Here is a 17,069-nt window from a genome sequence, read left to right as displayed (position 1 = left end):
CGGGTTCACCCGCGAATGCCGGCAAAGCCGGTGCCATCCACCGCGTCGCTTGCTTCGCGGCTAAAGCCGCTCCCACAGGGACGGCGCAAGGCCGCTAACAGGGTTCCACCGATGCCTTGTCAATCGGCTAGTGGCACTGCGCCATACTCTCCGTATCGTACCTACGTGATATCGTTTCCCCTCAGCCCCCAGCGCCAGCCAGAGACCTCCCGATGCCCAATACCACTCACCTCCACCCTGGCTTCATGATCGTCCACGGCAACCGCCTCGACGACCTGCGCAGCTTGGTGGTGAGCTGGATGCGTCGCTATCCCTTGGCACCTCTGGAAAACGAAATCGCCTTGGTGCAAAGCAATGGCATCGCCCAATGGCTCAAGCTGGCTCTTGCCGAAGACCCTCAGGACGATGACCAGGGCGGCTGTGGCATCGCCGCCGCCATCGATGTGCAACTGCCAGGCAGCTTCATGTGGCAGCTTTACCGCAGCGTGCTGGGCCGTGACGAAATTCCCGAAGTCTCCCTGCTCGACAAGGCACCGCTGACCTGGCGTCTGATGCGTCTGCTCCCGGCTTTGATCGAACGTCCTCACTTCGAACCGCTGCGACGCTTCCTCACCGACGACAGCGACCTGCGCAAGCGCTATCAGCTCGCCGAGCGCCTGGCCGACCTGTTCGACCAGTATCAGGTCTACCGCGCCGACTGGCTCAAGGATTGGGCCGCTGGCGAGCACGTCCTCAACACCGCCCGCGCTGAACGCAAGGCGCTGCCCCCGGGCAACCGCTGGCAGGCCGAGTTGTGGCGTGCATTGCTGGAGGATGTTGGTGAGCAGGGCATGGCGCAGAGCCGTGCCGGCGTACATCAACGCTTCATCGAACGGATCAATAGCCTGGAGCAGGCACCTGCCGGTCTGCCGGCCCGGGTGATCGTATTCGGTATCTCATCGCTGCCAGCCCAGGCCCTCGAGGCACTGGCCGGCCTGGCACGCTTCAGCCAGGTGCTACTGTGCGTGCACAACCCCTGCCGCCACCACTGGGCCGATATCGTTGCCGACAAGGACCTGCTGCGCCACCAGTACAAGCGCCAGCAGCGCAAGCAGGGCATGCCCTTGCAACTGGACGACCAGTCGCTGCACCAGCATGCCCACCCTTTGCTGGCCGCCTGGGGCAAACAAGGCCGCGATTACATCAACCTGCTCGACAGCTACGATGACCCCAGCAGTTACCAGGGCGTGTTCAGCGACGGTCGCATCGACCTATTCAGTGAGGGCTCGCCCACCACGCTGCTCAACCAGTTGCAGGACGACATCCTTGAACTGCGTCCGCTCGCCGAAACTCGTGAGCAGTGGCATCCAGTCGACCCAGCGAAGGACCGCTCGATCCGCTTCCACATCGCCCATAGCCCGCAACGCGAAGTGGAGATCCTTCACGATCAGTTACTGGCCCGGTTCAGCGCAGACCCAACCCTGCGCCCACGTGACGTGATCGTCATGCTGCCGGCCATCGATACCTACGCGCCGCATATTCGCGCCGTATTCGGCCAGTTGCAGCGCAACGATCCGCGCTACATCCCGTTCACCCTGACCGACCAGGGCCAACGTGGCCGCGAACCCTTGCTGATTGCCCTCGAACACCTGCTCAAGCTGCCGGACAGCCGCTTCGCGGTCAGCGAAGTGCTCGACCTGCTGGATGTGCCGGCAGTCCGCGCCCGTTTCGGCATACGCGAAAACGACCTGCCCACGCTGCACCGCTGGATCGAGGGGGCCGGCATCCGCTGGGGCCTCAATGCCGAGCAGCGGGCCAGCCTGGGCTTGCCCGCTGGGCTGGAACAGAACAGCTGGCGGTTCGGCCTGCGGCGCATGCTGCTGGGTTATGCCGTCGGCGTGGGTGAGGCCTGTGACGGCATCGAACCCTACGATGAAATCGGTGGCCTGGATGCGGCGCTGATCGGCCCGCTGGTCGCCTTGCTCGACGCCCTCGAAGTAGCCAGCAAGGCCTTGTCCGAGCCTGCCACTGTCAGCCAGTGGGGGGAACGCCTGCATGCCTTGCTGCAAGTGTTTTTCCTGGCCGAGGGCGAGCGCGACGAGTTCCTGCTGATGCAGTTGCAGGATTTGCGTGATAGCTGGCTTGAGGTGTGCGAGGCCGTCGGCCTGCAAGACCCATTGCCGCTGACCGTGGTGCGCGAAGCCTGGCTGTCGGGCCTCGACCAGGGCAAGTTGTCCCAGCGCTTCCTCGCCGGCTCGGTGAACTTCTGTACCCTCATGCCGATGCGCGCCATCCCGTTCCGGGTGGTCTGCCTGCTGGGCATGAACGATGGCGATTACCCCCGCGCTCAGCAGCCGCTGGACTTCGACCTGATGGCCAGCGACTACCGCCCCGGTGACCGCTCGCGCCGCGAGGATGACCGCTACCTGCTGCTCGAAGCATTGTTGTCGGCCCGCGACCAGCTGTATGTCAGCTGGGTCGGGCGCAGCATTCGCGACAACAGCGAACGCCCGGCCTCGGTGCTCATCGGCCAGTTGCGCGATCACCTTGCAGCCGGCTGGCAGCTGGCAGGCGCGGAGCAGGGGCAGCCGGCAGAACCGGGCGAGCAACTGCTGCACGCACTGACCCAGGAGCACCCGCTGCAACCGTTCAGTTCACGCTACTTCCAGAAGGGCAGCCCGCTGTTCAGCTTTGCCCACGAATGGCAGGTGTTGCACCAGCAGGGCCAGGAGGACCAGCAGGCTGACCCCGTCCTGCCGCCATACCATGACGAGGAGGCCTTGAGCCTGACCCAGCTGAATGACTTCCTGCGCCACCCGGTGCGGCATTTCTTCAGCCAGCGTCTGAAGGTGTACTTCGAAGCGCTGGAAGCACCGACCCCGGACGAGGAACCCTTCGTCCTCGATATCCTGCAACGATACGGCGCCAGTGAAAGCCTGTTGGGTGCAGCGCTGGCCGAGCCGGACAATGCCGAACAGGCCCTGCAGGCACAAGCACGGCGCTTGCAGGCCTGTGGCGTGCTGCCACTGGCCGGCTTCGGCGAACTGCTGCAGCGCGAGCTGATCGAGCCCCTTCCAGGCCTGCTGCAACGCCACCGCCAGCTATTGCAACGCTGGCCGCAGCTGGTCGAGGGGGCATTGCCAGTGCATTTCGAGCACGGCCCGCACCGCCTCGAAGGGTGGCTTGGGCGGGTATTCCAGGCAGATGACCAGAGCCTGCTCAGCATCACCACCGTACCCAACACTATCAGTGCCGGGCGTAACGCCCTCAAGTGGCACCGACTGATCGCGCCCTGGGTCACGCACCTGGCGGCCTGCGCGGCGGGCTACCCGTATAACAGCGCGCTGGTGGCCAGCGACTTGACCCTACTGCTTGAGCCACTGCCGCAAGCGCAGGCGGCGCAATTGCTGGGCGACCTGCTGGTAGCCCGTCAGGCGGCGATGAATGCGCCGTTGCCGGTCGCGGCCAAGACCGCGTTCGCCTGGCTGGCCCAGGACGATAGCGACAAAGCCCTGGCTGCTGCCGCCCGCGCCTACGAAGGCGATGAGCGCACCAGCTTCGGCGAGCGCAGTGAAAGCATTGCCCTGGCCCGGCAGTTCCGCGACTTTGCCGCACTCACCGCTGATGAAACCTTCGAAGGCTGGTGCGAAGCCTTGTACCGCCCATTGTTCAACGCCCCGTGGCAGACCCTGGGCAACCCGGAGAAAGGCGCATGACCCAGGACCGTCCCCTGGCACTGAGTTTCCCCCTGCACGGCAGCCAGCTGATCGAGGCAAGCGCCGGCACGGGCAAGACCTTCACCATTTCGGCGCTGTACCTGCGTCTGATCCTCGGTCACGGTGGCGAGCAGGGCTTCAACCGCGAGCTGCTACCACCGCAGATCCTCGTGGTGACCTTCACCGACGCCGCCACCAAAGAGCTGCGCGAACGTATCCGCGCCCGCCTGGCCGAAGCTGCGCGGTTCTTCCGTGGCGAGCTGGAGGCGGCCGACCCGCTGCTGCATCAGCTGCGTGACGATTACCCGGAAGAAACCTGGCCACGCTGTGCCGGGCGCCTGGAAATCGCCGTGCAGTGGATGGACGAGGCAGCGGTATCGACCATCCATGGCTGGTGCCAGCGCATGCTGCGCGAACATGCCTTCGACAGCGGCAGCCTGTTCACCCAGACCCTGGAAACAGACCACAGCGAACTGCTGGGTCAGGTCATGCGCGACTACTGGCGGCGCTTCTGCTACGGCATGCAAGGCGACGCGCTGGCCTGGGTGCGTGGCCACTGGGGCAGCCCCGACGCCTTGCTGCCGCGGATCCGCCCGCTGTTCGGTCGCGTGCGCGTCCAGCACGATGGGCCCGAGCCGGCGGCACTGATCCAGGCATCGCTGCAGCAACGTGGCGAGCAGTTGGCCCGGCTCAAGGCGCCTTGGGCGCAATGGGCCGAGGAGTTGCGCCAGATCTGCCGTGATGCACTGGCCGCCAAACAGGTCGATGGCCGCAAGATGCAGGCCCGTTACTTCGAGCCCTGGTTCGACAAACTCTGCGCCTGGGCCGCAAACGAACAACTGGTGGAACTTGACCTGGGCACCGGCTTTACCCGCCTGACCCCAGCGGGCATGGCCGAAGCCTGGAAGGGCGAGCCACCCGAGCACCCGGCCCTCAACGCCATGCAGAGTTTGCAGCAACAGTTACAGGCCCTGGACAGCCCGGATGCCCCATTGCTCGAGCATGCCGCCAACTGGGTAGCGGCACGCTTCGAAGTGGAGAAGCGTCGGCGCGCGGAAATGGGCTTCGACGACATGCTCCTGCGCCTGCAGCACGCCCTGGCCAGCGAGGCTGGCGATCGCTTGGCCAGCCTGATCCGCGAACAGTTCCCGGTGGCGTTGATCGACGAGTTCCAGGACACCGACCCGGTGCAGTACGGCATCTTCGAGCGCATCTACCAGATCAGCGAAAACCGCGCCGAAACCGGCCTGTTCATGATCGGCGACCCCAAGCAGGCGATCTATGCCTTCCGTGGCGCCGACATCTACACCTACCTTGCTGCCCGCCGTGCCACCAGTGGTCGCCTGCACAGCCTGGACACCAACTACCGCTCCAGCAAGGCCATGGTCGCGGCGGTCAACCAGGTGTTCCTGCAGGCCGAGGCGCGTGAGGCAGGGCGTGGCGCATTCCTGTTCCGCGAGGCTGATGACAACCCGCTGCCGTTCATCGAGGTCCGCGCCAAAGGCCGTAGCGAACAGCTGTTGATCGACGGTGAAGCCTGCGCAGCCCTGCAATGCTGGCATCTGGAAAGCGAAGAGCCGGTCTCCGGCAGCGTTTACCGGCAGCAGCTGGCAGCCAGTTGCGCCAGCCATATCGTCGCCTTGCTCAATGGCGGCCAGCAAGGCACGGCTGGTTTCCAGAATGCCGAGGGCGAACTACGCCCGTGCCTGCCATCGGACATCGCCATCCTGGTGCGCGATGGCCATGAGGCGCAGATGGTCCGCGCCGAGCTTGCCGCGCGCGAGGTGCGTAGTGTGTACCTGTCCGACAAGGACTCGGTATTCGCCGCCCAGGAAGCCCACGACCTGTTGGCCTGGCTAAAGGCCTGTGCCGAACCCGACTCGGAGCGCCTGCTCAAGGCCGCCCTGGCCAGCCTTACCCTCGATCTGTCGCTGGCTGCGCTGGACCGCCTGAACCAGGACGAGCGGGTCTGGGAAGACTGGGTCATGCGTTTTCGCCGTTACCGCGACACCTGGCAGCGTCAGGGCGTGTTGCCGATGCTGCGGCACCTGCTGCATGACTTCCAGCTGCCGCGCACGCTGATCCGCCGCAGCGATGGCGAGCGGGTGCTGACCAACCTGCTGCACCTGGCCGAGCTGCTGCAACAGGCCGCCGGCGAACTGGACGGCGAACAGGCGCTGATCCGCCACCTGGCCGAGCACCTGGCCAGTTCCGGCCAGGCTGGTGAAGAGCAGATCCTGCGCCTGGAGAGTGACGAGCAGTTGGTGAAAGTGGTGACCATCCACAAATCCAAGGGCCTGGAATACCCCTTGGTCTACATGCCGTTCATCTGCACCAACAAACCAGTGGACGGCACCCGCCTGCCGCTGGCCTGGCATGATAGCCAGGGCAACGCCCATCTCACCCTCACACCAGACCAGGAACAGATCGACCGCGCCGACGACGAGCGCCTGGCCGAAGACCTGCGCCTGCTCTACGTGGCCCTGACCCGTGCCCAGCATGCCTGCTGGCTGGGTGTCGCCGACCTCAAGCGGGGCAACCAGAAGAGCTCGCAACTGCACCGCTCGGCGTTCGGCTACCTGCTGGGTGGCGGCCTCGCCCTGCCGGGCTCGCAACAACTGACGGACTGGTTGCAGGCCTTGGCCAAGACCTGCCCGCACATCTCTTGCCCGAGCCTGCCGCCGGCAGATGAGCAGGTGTATCGCATGCCGCACGCCGAGCATGAGCTGCTACCTGCCCGCAAGCCGCGCCGCGCGGTGGGCGCCGAGCATTGGTGGATTGCCTCGTACAGTGCCCTGCGCGTCGGCGACCAGACCCTCGGTGCCGACAGCTCCCAGGCCCAGCAGTTACTGGATGATGAAGTGGTCGATACCCAGATGCTGCGCGAGGTCCCGGCCGACAGTGGCGATATTCACCGCTTCCCGCGCGGGCCCAACCCCGGCACCTTCCTGCATGGCTTGCTGGAATGGGTTGGCCGCGAGGGTTTCAGCCAGGTCAGCGGCAATGCACGGCTGATCGAGCGAACCGTTGGCCAGCGCTGCAACCGTCGCGACTGGACCGGCTGGATTCCCACCCTGACGCACTGGCTGCAGCGCCTGCTGGGCGAAGCGCTGCCGTTGCCGGGCAACCACCTCGGTGTAACGCTCGGGCAGCTGCGCCACTACCAGATCGAAATGGAGTTCTGGTTCGCCAGCCACCAGGTCGATGCCGAACAACTCGACCGCCTGGTGGCACGCCACACCCACCCCGGCCTGGCACGCCCGGCGGCGCAGCCGACTGTGCTCAATGGCATGTTCAAAGGTTTCATCGACCTGGCCTTCGAGCTGGACGGGCGTTACTACGTGACCGACTACAAGTCCAACTGGCTGGGGCCGGACATTCAGGCCTACGATGCCCAGGCCATGGAAAAGTCCATCCTCGAACATCGCTACGACCTGCAGTACGTGCTGTACCTGCTGGCCCTGCATCGCCAGTTGCGCGCCCGCCTGCCTGACTACGACTACGACCGCCATGTTGGTGGCGCCCTGTTCATCTTCCTGCGAGGTGCCAGCAGCAGCGGCCACGGCGTTTACCACGCCAAGCCACCGCGTGAGCTGATCGAAAGCCTCGATGCGCTGTTCCGTGGTGAGCATCCGCCCGTACAGCAGGACCTGTTTGCCGGAGCCGTGATATGAGCCGAAGCCTAGTCGACCTGTTGCCCACCCCGCTGCACGCCGAGCACCTGCTTGCATTGGCGCCACAGCATGACAGCGGTGACCTGCTGCAACTGCTCGACCGCTGGGTAGAGCGCGGCTGGCTGCGTGCCCTGGACCGAGCGTTCGTATCATTCCTGGAGGAGCTAGCCCCCGGTAGTGACCCACTGCTGTTGCTGGCCGCCGCCCTGGCCAGCCACCAACTGGGCCACGGCCATGTCTGCCTCGACCTGCAGCAGACCCTGGCCGAGCCCGATTTCGCCCTGTCCTTGCCGCCTGAAGGCGACGCCTTGACCGGCCCCTTGCTGCTGCCTTCGCAGTTGCTCGCCGACCTCGACCTGCACGCCTGGCGCCAGCGCATTGCCGCCAGTCCGCTAGTGGCCGCCGGCGATACTTCGGGGCAGCAAGCGCGGCCTCTGGTGCTCAGCGGAGAGCGCCTGTACTTGCGCCGTTACTGGAGTTACGAGCGGCGCATCGACCATACACTTCGCCAGCGCCTGACCCAGTCCGAAGCGCCCCCGGCCGACTTGCGTGGCCGCCTGGCGCAGCTGTTTGACGGCGGTACGCCGGCTGGCCAGGTGGACTGGCAGAAGCTCGCCTGCGCCCTTGCCACCCGCGCAGGCTTCAGCATCATCACCGGCGGCCCCGGCACGGGCAAGACAACCACCGTGGTACGCCTTTTGGCCTTGCTGCAGGCGCCGGCGGTGGAGCAGGGCAGGCCATTGCGCATTCGCCTGGCCGCGCCGACCGGCAAGGCGGCCGCGCGCCTGACCGAATCCATTGGCCAGCAGGTCGAGCGCCTGCAGGTCAGCGCCGAGGTGCGCGGGCAGATCCCCACCGAGGTCAGCACCGTGCACCGCCTGCTCGGCAGCCGCCCCGGTTCGCGGCACTTCCGCCACCATGCCGGCAACCCGCTGCCGTTGGACGTGCTGGTGGTCGACGAAGCGTCGATGATCGACCTGGAAATGATGGCCAACCTGCTCGATGCCCTGCCGCCACGGGCACGTCTGGTACTGCTGGGCGACAAGGACCAGCTGGCCTCGGTCGAAGCCGGTGCGGTACTGGGTGACCTGTGCCGGGATGCCGAGGAGGGCTGTTACTCGTCGGCGACCGAGGCATGGCTGGAGCAGATCGGTGGCGAGTCGCTGGCGGGCAGCGGCCTCAAGGCCGGCGATGAGCAACGCAACCCGTTGGCCCAGCAGGTGGTGATGCTGCGCTTCTCGCGGCGTTTTGGCGAAGGCAGCGGCATTGGCCAACTGGCCCGGCTGGTCAATCGCCAGGACTCCCACGCGGCCCGCAACCTGTTGGCCACGCCGCCGCCCGATGTGCATAGCCTGGCCCTGAAGCACGAACAGGACCGCGCCTTCGACCGCCTGCTGCTCGACGGGCTGAACCGCGGCAGCGACGGCCCGCAGGGTTATCGCAGCTATCTGCGCACCCTTGGCCGCTTCCGCCCGGCACTCGATACCGCCGTTGACGACCCCGCCTGGGAGCAATGGGCGGGCAAGGTGCTGCACAGCTTCGAAGACTTCCAGCTGCTGTGTGCGGTACGCCGCGGCGCCTGGGGTGTCGAAGGCCTCAACGAGCGGGTGGCGCGGGTACTGCACAATGCCGGGCTGATCGACAGCCAGCAGCCCTGGTACGAAGGGCGCCCGGTGCTGGTCACCCGCAATGACTACGGCCTGGGCCTGATGAACGGTGACATCGGCATCGCCCTGCGCCTGCCGGACGAGCGCGGCGAACCCTTACTGCGCGTGGCCTTCCCGCGTAACGACGGCAGTGGGGGCGTGCGCTTCGTCCTGCCCAGCCGGCTGAACGAAGTGGAAACGGTATTCGCCATGACCGTGCACAAGTCCCAGGGCTCGGAGTTCAGCCACACCGCGCTGGTGCTGCCGGATGCGCTCAACCCGGTGCTGACCAAGGAACTGGTATACACCGGCATCACCCGCGCCAAGCATTGCTTCAGCCTGGTCGAGCCTCGCCAGGGTATTTTCGAAGAAGCGGTCGCGCGCAAGGTACGGCGTATTTCCGGATTGATGCTGGAGCAGGTCTGACCCTGTAGTGAGCCAATAGGAGATCCCTTGTGGGAGCGGGCGCAGCCCGTGCCAGCCACCGTGGTGCCTGCTTCGCGGGCACGCCCGCTCCCACAGGGATCGCATTAGATCCGCGCCGTTCCTACAAGCATGCGGCCATGTGCTATCGTTGCGCCGATATCGGAAAGGACCTTAAGAGATTTCCCACATGAACGTGGCCGCAAGGCGAGTGACGAGCTGTGTGCTTTCGCTATTGCTGGCCGCCCTGTTCCTTTCCGCAGGCCCGGCCCAGGCAGACCCCGCCATAACTGCCGCCCAGGCGCAGCAACGTGCCAAGGCCGTTACCCAGGTGGTGCTGGGCATCTTCAGCTACGCCCGCTGGCCCGTCGAACCTTCGCCCTTGCGCCTGTGCCTGGTCGGCCCGACCGAATACGCCGATGACCTGATCAAAGGCCATGTGCAGGAGTCTGGCCGACCGCTGCAGGTGCGGCGGCTGCTGGCAGACGATAGCCAGGTCGCCCAGGCCTGCGACGCCATCTACATTGGCAAACTCGACCAGGGCCAGCGCGACCGGCTGTTCGAGCGCGTCAGTGGCCACCCGGTGCTGAGCATCAGCGAGGCAGACGACCCGTGCACGGTCGGTAGCCTGTTCTGCTTGCGGGTCAGCGACCAGCAGGTAGCCTTTGAAGTCAACCTGGACTCGGTGGCACGCTCCGGCGTGCACATTCATCCCAGCGTGCTGCAATTGTCGCGGCGCCGGGCGGTGCAACCATGAAACCAACGCGCAAGCGCGGCGTGCGCCCGACCCTGCGCTCGGTGTTGGGCCGTGGCCACCTCAGCGTCGCCTTGCTCGCCGTGGGCCTTGCCGGCATATCCCTGACCCTGCTGGGCGTGCTCGCCCTGCGTGTCTACGCCAACGACAACCTGCACCTGATCGCCCGCTCGATCAGCTACACCGTGGAAGCGGCGGTGGTGTTTGACGACAGCGCTGCCGCCAATGAATCGCTGGCGCTGATCGCCAGTACCGAGGAAGTGGCCGAAGCCAGGGTCTTCAACAACGAAGGCGAGCAGCTGGCGCATTGGCAGCGCAGTGATACCGGCGTGCTCGCGCGGCTGGAGGCACAGGTGGCCACCGCCTTGCTGGATGAGCCGATCAACCTGCCGATCACGCACCAGCAACAGCAGGTCGGGCGCATCGAGCTGGTTGGCCAGGGGCGAAGCCTGTTGCTGTTCTTGTTCAGCGGGCTGGCCGGCATCCTGTTCTGCACGGTGCTCAGCGCCCTGGCTGCCCAATACCTGTCGCGGCGTCTGCTCAGCGATATCGTCCGCCCGCTGCGCGGCCTGGCCAGTGTCGCCCACGCCGCCCGCCGCGAGCGCAGTTTCGACCGGCGCGTGCCGGAGGCGCCGATTGCCGAGCTCAACGAACTGGGCAATGACTTCAACGCGCTGCTGGATGAGCTGGAGGTATGGCACAGCCACCTGCAGAACGAAAACCAGACCCTGGCCCACCAGGCCAGCCACGACAGCCTGACCGGCTTGCCCAACCGCGCCTTCTTCGAGGGGCGCCTGAGCCGCAGCGTGCGCAATGCCGAACGGCAGCAGGATCACCTGGCGCTGCTGTTCCTCGACAGTGACCACTTCAAGCAGATCAACGACACCCTCGGCCATGCGGTGGGCGACGAAGTGCTGATCAGCGTGGCCGACCGCGTGCGTGCCCAACTGCGCGAGCACGACTTGGTAGCGCGCCTGGGTGGCGATGAGTTCGCCGTGCTGCTGACGCCTTTGCATTCGCGCCAGGACGCCGAGCACATTGCCGAGAAGATCGTTGCCAGCATGAAGTTGCCGGTGCAGCTGGACAGTGGCCGCAGTATCGCCACCTCGTTGAGTGTCGGTATTGCCTATTACCCGGATGACGGCGCCGACCCCGCCAGTCTTCTGAATGCCGCCGATGCGGCGATGTACCAGGCCAAGCGCAAACGCCGTGGCCATTGGCAGGTGGCGCAGACGGAACGGTCCGCCAGCGAAATCAAGAACAGGAGTTGAACCCGTGATACAGGCTTTGCGTTTCCCCCTTTGGGCCTTGTTGCTCGCCGTGCTGGCGCTGACCGGCTGCCAGAGCGCTCCGCCCAAAGGCCTGTCCGCCGAGCAGATTGCCGTGCTCAAGCGTGAAGGCTTTACCCCGACCGACGAAGGCTGGGCCTACGATTTGTCCGGCAAGGTGCTGTTCGGCAGCGACCTGGACAGCCTCAACAGCCAGAGCCAGGCGATTGTCGAACGCATTGGCAAGGCGCTGCTCGGCGTTGGCATCCAGGGGGTGCGGGTGGATGGGCATGCCGACTCGTCCGGCAAGGCGGCATATAACCAGCAGCTGTCCGAGCGCCGCGCACAGAGCGTTGCCAAGGCGCTGGTCGGGGTAGGCATGCCGGCGCAGAACATCCAGTCCCGCGGACTGGGCAGCAGCCAGCCGGTGGCGAACAACCGCACCAGCGCCGGGCGCACCGAGAACCGGCGGGTGTCCATTGTGGTGGCTTCGTACTGACCACAGCCTACGGGCTATCAGATATCCCTGTGGAGCGGGTTCACCCGCGAACACCGGCGAAGCCGGTGCCATGCACCGAGTTGTCTGCTTCGCGGGTAAACCCGCTCCCACATTATCTGTGTTACCCCCGGGGTTTTAGCGCAGATGCACAAATTGCCGGGGCTGCTCTGCAGCCCTTTCGCGACACAAGGCCGCTCCCACAGGTACAGCGACAACCTCTAGATCAACGCTGCATCCGTGGGAGCTGGCTTGCCGGCGATGGGCTGCAACGCAGCCCCTTATTCCTGAGCAAACCGCATCTCCCGGGTCTCCCCCATCAACAACGGCGCATTCGCCTCGGTCACCCCCCGGATGTAGTCCCACAACAGCGTAATCCGCTTCAACTTCCTCAAATCCTCCCGGCAATACATCCAGAACTGCCGTGTCACCTCGATCTCCTCCGGCAACACCGTCACCAGCCGCGGGTCCTGCGCCGCCAGGAAGCACGGCAAGATCGCCAGCCCACGCCCCTGCAACGCTGCCGTGTACTGCGCAATCACGCTGGTACTGCGTAAATGCGCGCTGGCGCTGGGGATCAGGTTGGCCAGGTACAGCAGCTCCGAACTGAACGCCAGGTCGTCCACGTAGCTGATGAACGGGTGCTTGGCCAAGTCTGCGATCTGGTTGATCGGTGCATGGCGGTCCAGGTAGTCCTGGGTCGCGTACAGCCGCAAGCGGTAGTCGCACAGCTTGCAGCACACATAAGGCCCATGCTCCGGCCGCTCCAGGGCGATGACGATGTCCGCCTCGCGCTTGGACAGACTGATGAAGTGCGGCAGCGGCAGGATATCCACCGAAATCGCCGGGTAGGCATCGACGAAGTGGCTTAGCTGCGGGGTGACGAAGAAGCTGCCGAAGCCTTCGGTGCAGCCCATGCGCACATGCCCCGACAACGCCACGCCCGACCCGGATACCTGCTCGCAGGCCATGTGCAGCGTGCTCTCGATCGACTCGGCATAGCCCAGCAAGCGCTGGCCCTCGGCGGTGAGGACAAAGCCGTTGGTCCGGGATTTCTCGAACAGCAAGGTGCCCAGCGCCCCCTCCAGCGAGCTGATGCGCCGCGACACAGTGGTGTAGTCCACGCTCAGGCGTTTGGCGGCGCTGCTGGCCTTGCGCGTACGCGCCACTTCAAGGAAGAACTTCAGGTCGTCCCAGTTGAGCGCGCTCAGGGATGTAAGGTCTTTTTGCATGATGATCCGGTTTTTTTGTGCGTTCTTGTTGGATGTTTGCACATCTATACTCGAAACAAGCCTCAGGACGCCACCTCGCGTTTGCACGGCGCTGGCGATCTCGTCCCGACAATAATTCCAAGGAGAACGCAGATGAACGCACCGCAATCCCCTAACCAGACCAAAATCGAGCAGGTCAAGCTGCTGATCGACGGCCAATGGGTCGAGTCCAAGACCACCGAATGGCGCGACATCGTCAACCCGGCTACCCAAGAGGTGCTGGCGCGCGTACCGTTCGCCACCGTCGAAGAAGTCGACGCAGCCGTCGCCGCTGCCCACCGCGCCTTCCAGACCTGGCGTAACACGCCGATCGGCGCGCGCATGCGCATCATGCTCAAGCTGCAGGCGCTGATCCGCGAAAACACCAAACGCATCGCCCAGGTCCTCAGTGCCGAGCAGGGCAAGACCCTGGCCGACGCCGAAGGCGATATCTTCCGCGGCCTGGAAGTGGTCGAGCACGCCGCCTCCATCGGCACCCTGCAGATGGGCGAATTCGCCGAGAACGTTGCCGGCGGCGTCGATACCTACACCCTGCGCCAGCCGATCGGCGTATGCGCTGGCATCACCCCGTTCAACTTCCCGGCGATGATCCCGCTGTGGATGTTCCCCATGGCCATCGTCTGCGGCAACACCTTCGTGCTCAAGCCGTCCGAGCAGGACCCGCTGTCGACCATGCTGCTGGTTGAACTGGCGCTGGAAGCCGGCATACCGGCTGGCGTGCTCAACGTGGTGCACGGCGGCAAGCAAGTGGTGGATGCCATTTGCACCCACCAGGACATCAAGGCGATTTCCTTCGTCGGCTCCACTGAAGTGGGCACCCACGTGTACAACCTGGGCAGCCAGCACGGCAAGCGCGTGCAGTCGATGATGGGCGCCAAGAACCACGCGGTGGTGCTGCCTGATGCCAACCGCACGCAAACCGTCAACGCGCTGGTCGGTGCCGCCTTCGGTGCAGCAGGCCAGCGCTGCATGGCCACCTCGGTGGCTGTGTTGGTGGGCAAGGCCCGTGAATGGCTGCCGGACATCAAGGAAGCGGCCAGCAAGCTCAAGGTCAATGCCGGCTGCGAGCCAGGCACCGATGTCGGCCCTGTGGTCTCCAAACGCGCCAAGGAGCGTGTGCTGGGTCTGATCGAAAGTGGCATCAAGGAAGGCGCCAAGCTGGAACTCGACGGCCGTGACGTCACGGTACCGGGCTACGAGCAAGGCAACTTCATTGGCCCGACCCTGTTTTCGGGCGTGAAGACCGACATGCAGGTCTACACCCAGGAAATCTTCGGCCCGGTGCTGGTGACCCTGGAGGTCGATACCCTTGATGAGGCCATCGCCCTGGTCAATGCCAACCCGTTCGGTAACGGTACCGGCCTGTTCACCCAGAGTGGCGCGGCAGCGCGCAAGTTCCAGAGCGAAATCGACGTCGGCCAGGTCGGCATCAACATCCCGATCCCGGTCCCGGTACCGTTCTTCAGCTTCACCGGCTCGCGTGGCTCCAAGCTCGGCGACCTCGGCCCGTACGGCAAGCAAGTGGTGCAGTTCTACACTCAGACCAAGACCGTCACCGCCCGCTGGTTCGATGATGACAGCGTCAACGACGGCGTGAACACCACCATCAGCCTGCGCTAAGGAGAGAGTCATGCGTATCGCATTCATCGGCCTGGGCAACATGGGCGCACCCATGGCCCGCAACCTGATCAAGGCCGGGCACCAACTGAACCTGTTCGACCTGAACAAGGCCGTGCTGGCCGAGCTGGCAGAACTGGGTGGGCAGATCAGCCCTTCGCCCAAGGACGCGGCGGCCAACAGCGAGCTGGTGATCACCATGCTGCCGGCTGCCACCCATGTGCGCAGCGTGTACCTGAACGAAGACGGCGTGCTGGCCGGCATTCGCCCCGGCACGCCGACCGTGGATTGCAGCACCATCGACCCGCAGACGGCGCGTGATGTGTCCAAGGCCGCAGCGGCCAAGGGCGTGGACATGGGCGATGCGCCGGTGTCCGGTGGCACCGGCGGCGCGGCGGCAGGCACCCTGACCTTCATGGTCGGTGCCAGCGCCGAGCTGTTCGCCACCCTCAAGCCGGTACTGGAGCAGATGGGCCGCAACATCGTGCACTGCGGTGAAGTGGGCACAGGGCAGATCGCCAAGATCTGCAACAACCTGCTGCTGGGCATCTCGATGATAGGCGTGTCCGAGGCCATGGCCCTGGGCAATGCGCTGGGCATCGACACCAAGGTGCTGGCCGGCATCATCAACAGTTCGACCGGGCGTTGCTGGAGCTCGGACACCTACAACCCGTGGCCGGGCATCATCGAAACCGCGCCGGCATCGCGTGGCTATACCGGTGGCTTTGGCGCCGAGCTGATGCTCAAGGACCTAGGGCTGGCCACCGAGGCTGCACGCCAGGCGCATCAACCGGTGATCCTGGGTGCCGTGGCCCAGCAGCTGTATCAGGCCATGAGCCTGCGCGGCGAGGGTGGCAAGGATTTCTCGGCGATCGTCGAGGGTTACCGCAAGAAGGATTGACGAGCGAGGACTTTATCGCGGGCCGGGCGGCCTTCCCTCTGTAACTGCGCACCAGAGGGGAGGGGGCCCGTACTGCGATGTTTTTTGAGCATTATTTAGGCAAGGGGGGTAAGTAATACATGAAAACTCCCAAACCAAAAAATGCGATAGTCAATATCAAAAGCGAGGAGCCTATGAAGATTAGGAGGGTCTTGATTTTTGAAGGTAGATTATTTATTTCCTTGATGTCAATGAGGTTTTTTCGTGCATAGATTTTAGGAATGAGTAGTATGAATGATATGTTCGTTAGTCGAAAGAATTTTCCCATCAGGCCAGCATGTAGCCAGAGTTTTTTTTCGCCGGTTATTGCATTGCAATTTAATAAAAATCCTTCAATGTAATCAATTTTGCGATGAGCGATATATATTGTTAATGCCAGGTTCAAGAAAAGTAAAGTTGTGACTGTCATGCTGTAGACTAAAAAAATCCAGTGCATGATTGTCATTTTGCTACTGCCTCGTATAGAAGTTCCCCAGCCCAGGCGCCTGCTTCATTCCCAAATTTTCCGCCTGCCATTCCCCCCCACTGTACCGCCGAATATCCCACAAGCGAGTGCTCCGGTTCCACCTGTCGCTACGCCAAACACCACGCTGCAAGCAGCACCAAGAATAAGCTTGCCACTGGCTGCCCCAGCAGTAGTACCCAACAAGCCCAAGGTTAATGAACTAACCTCGACATACTGCGCCTTTTTGCATTCCTCCTCGCGTCCGAGCGTACAGGCTTTATGTATCTCCAGGCCCGTGGCAGCGACGTCTAATGCAATCCCTACATACGTTCCTTTCTTGATCAAATTAGCAGCCGTCGCCACGCCTGAGACTTTGTTGGCATATCCTGCAATCTCGCCGGTATGCAAATAACTCTTTGTGGATATCCCCAGCGTCCTTTTGATCGAGCCTTTGTTCCTTATCCCGGAACCGTAAGCCGCCAGCTTGTTCAGCTGCTCATCCAACTTCATGAACAAGACGGCACGCTTTGCATAGAACTGATCGCGAGCCGCCATGGCCCCTGACCCGAGATGCTGTTGATGCAGCTTCTCGATATCCATCAAGGTGGCCTCGATAGCTTTCAGGTGCTTGCTCCACCCTTCACTGACTACACCAGCGCCCACAGATGCATGCGCGATGAGGCTCTTCAAGGTCTCGAAATTATCCAGGGAAAAGTTATCCACACCTTGGCCGTTGCGCATCAGCCCCATGTGCGCAATCGTCGCCTGTCTCATCATCCAGGCTTCCTGGCTGGTGCAGGAAGCCGTGGTGGGATCGCCGATGATGATAAGTTCACCGCT

10 protein-coding genes are annotated in these 17,069 nt (G+C 64.0%); 8 read left to right on the top strand and 2 right to left on the bottom strand.

All coding sequences use genetic code 11. The annotated features are described in order from the left end of the window. Positions 1-212: 212 nt before the first annotated feature. The 6 genes from recC (at position 213) to KDB76_RS24470 (ending at position 11,959) form a co-directional block, all read left to right on the top strand. Positions 213-3,695 (top strand): exodeoxyribonuclease V subunit gamma, encoded by a 3,483-nt coding sequence (gene recC, locus KDB76_RS24495; RefSeq protein WP_023662317.1) that lies wholly within the window; start codon positions 213-215, stop codon positions 3,693-3,695. Further along, entirely contained in the window at positions 3,692-7,369 is a 3,678-nt protein-coding gene (gene recB / locus KDB76_RS24490; RefSeq protein ID WP_013974251.1) for an exodeoxyribonuclease V subunit beta, read from the top strand. The genes recC and recB overlap by 4 nt, the downstream gene beginning before the upstream one ends. After that, on the top strand, positions 7,366-9,441 hold the full coding sequence (recD, locus tag KDB76_RS24485) for an exodeoxyribonuclease V subunit alpha (RefSeq protein ID WP_013974250.1): 2,076 nt from the start codon (positions 7,366-7,368) through the stop codon (positions 9,439-9,441). The genes recB and recD overlap by 4 nt, the downstream gene beginning before the upstream one ends. Before the next feature lie 187 nt (positions 9,442-9,628). Continuing rightward, positions 9,629-10,195 (top strand): YfiR family protein, encoded by a 567-nt coding sequence (locus KDB76_RS24480; protein WP_024087750.1) that lies wholly within the window; start codon positions 9,629-9,631, stop codon positions 10,193-10,195. Further along, positions 10,192-11,463 carry a diguanylate cyclase gene (locus KDB76_RS24475; protein ID WP_013974248.1) on the top strand — a complete coding sequence of 424 codons (1,272 nt, stop codon included), beginning with the start codon at positions 10,192-10,194 and terminating at the stop codon, positions 11,461-11,463. Before KDB76_RS24480 ends, KDB76_RS24475 begins: the two co-directional genes overlap by 4 nt. A 4-nt stretch (positions 11,464-11,467) precedes the next feature. Next, a complete protein-coding gene (locus tag KDB76_RS24470; protein ID WP_023661427.1) occupies positions 11,468-11,959 on the top strand; it encodes an OmpA family protein in 492 nt (163 codons plus the stop codon). 278 nt (positions 11,960-12,237) lie between these two features. On the opposite strand, the gene KDB76_RS24465 is transcribed toward KDB76_RS24470, so the two are convergent. Then, positions 12,238-13,188: a LysR family transcriptional regulator gene (locus KDB76_RS24465; RefSeq protein ID WP_013974246.1), complete on the bottom strand. Its 951-nt coding sequence runs from the start codon at positions 13,186-13,188 to the stop codon at positions 12,238-12,240. Between the two features lie 132 nt (positions 13,189-13,320). Between KDB76_RS24465 and KDB76_RS24460 the strand changes: the two genes are divergently transcribed. Both KDB76_RS24460 and mmsB read left to right on the top strand, forming a co-directional pair. Next, the gene (locus tag KDB76_RS24460; protein WP_013974245.1) at positions 13,321-14,847 is read left to right on the top strand and encodes a CoA-acylating methylmalonate-semialdehyde dehydrogenase; all 1,527 of its coding nucleotides are present in this window, start codon (positions 13,321-13,323) and stop codon (positions 14,845-14,847) included. A 10-nt stretch (positions 14,848-14,857) separates the two neighbouring features. Then, positions 14,858-15,745: a 3-hydroxyisobutyrate dehydrogenase gene (mmsB, locus tag KDB76_RS24455; RefSeq protein WP_013974244.1), complete on the top strand. Its 888-nt coding sequence runs from the start codon at positions 14,858-14,860 to the stop codon at positions 15,743-15,745. Between the two features lie 529 nt (positions 15,746-16,274). Here mmsB and KDB76_RS24450 read toward each other — a convergent pair. Next, positions 16,275-17,006 carry a hypothetical protein gene (locus KDB76_RS24450; RefSeq protein ID WP_349254005.1) on the bottom strand — a complete coding sequence of 244 codons (732 nt, stop codon included), beginning with the start codon at positions 17,004-17,006 and terminating at the stop codon, positions 16,275-16,277. Between the last annotated feature and the right edge of the window lie 63 nt (positions 17,007-17,069).

This window comes from Pseudomonas sp. JS425 (assembly GCF_018223845.1).
Taxonomy (GTDB): Bacteria; Pseudomonadota; Gammaproteobacteria; order Pseudomonadales; family Pseudomonadaceae; genus Aquipseudomonas; species Aquipseudomonas asiatica.
This window is presented reverse-complemented; position numbering and strand designations above follow the sequence as displayed.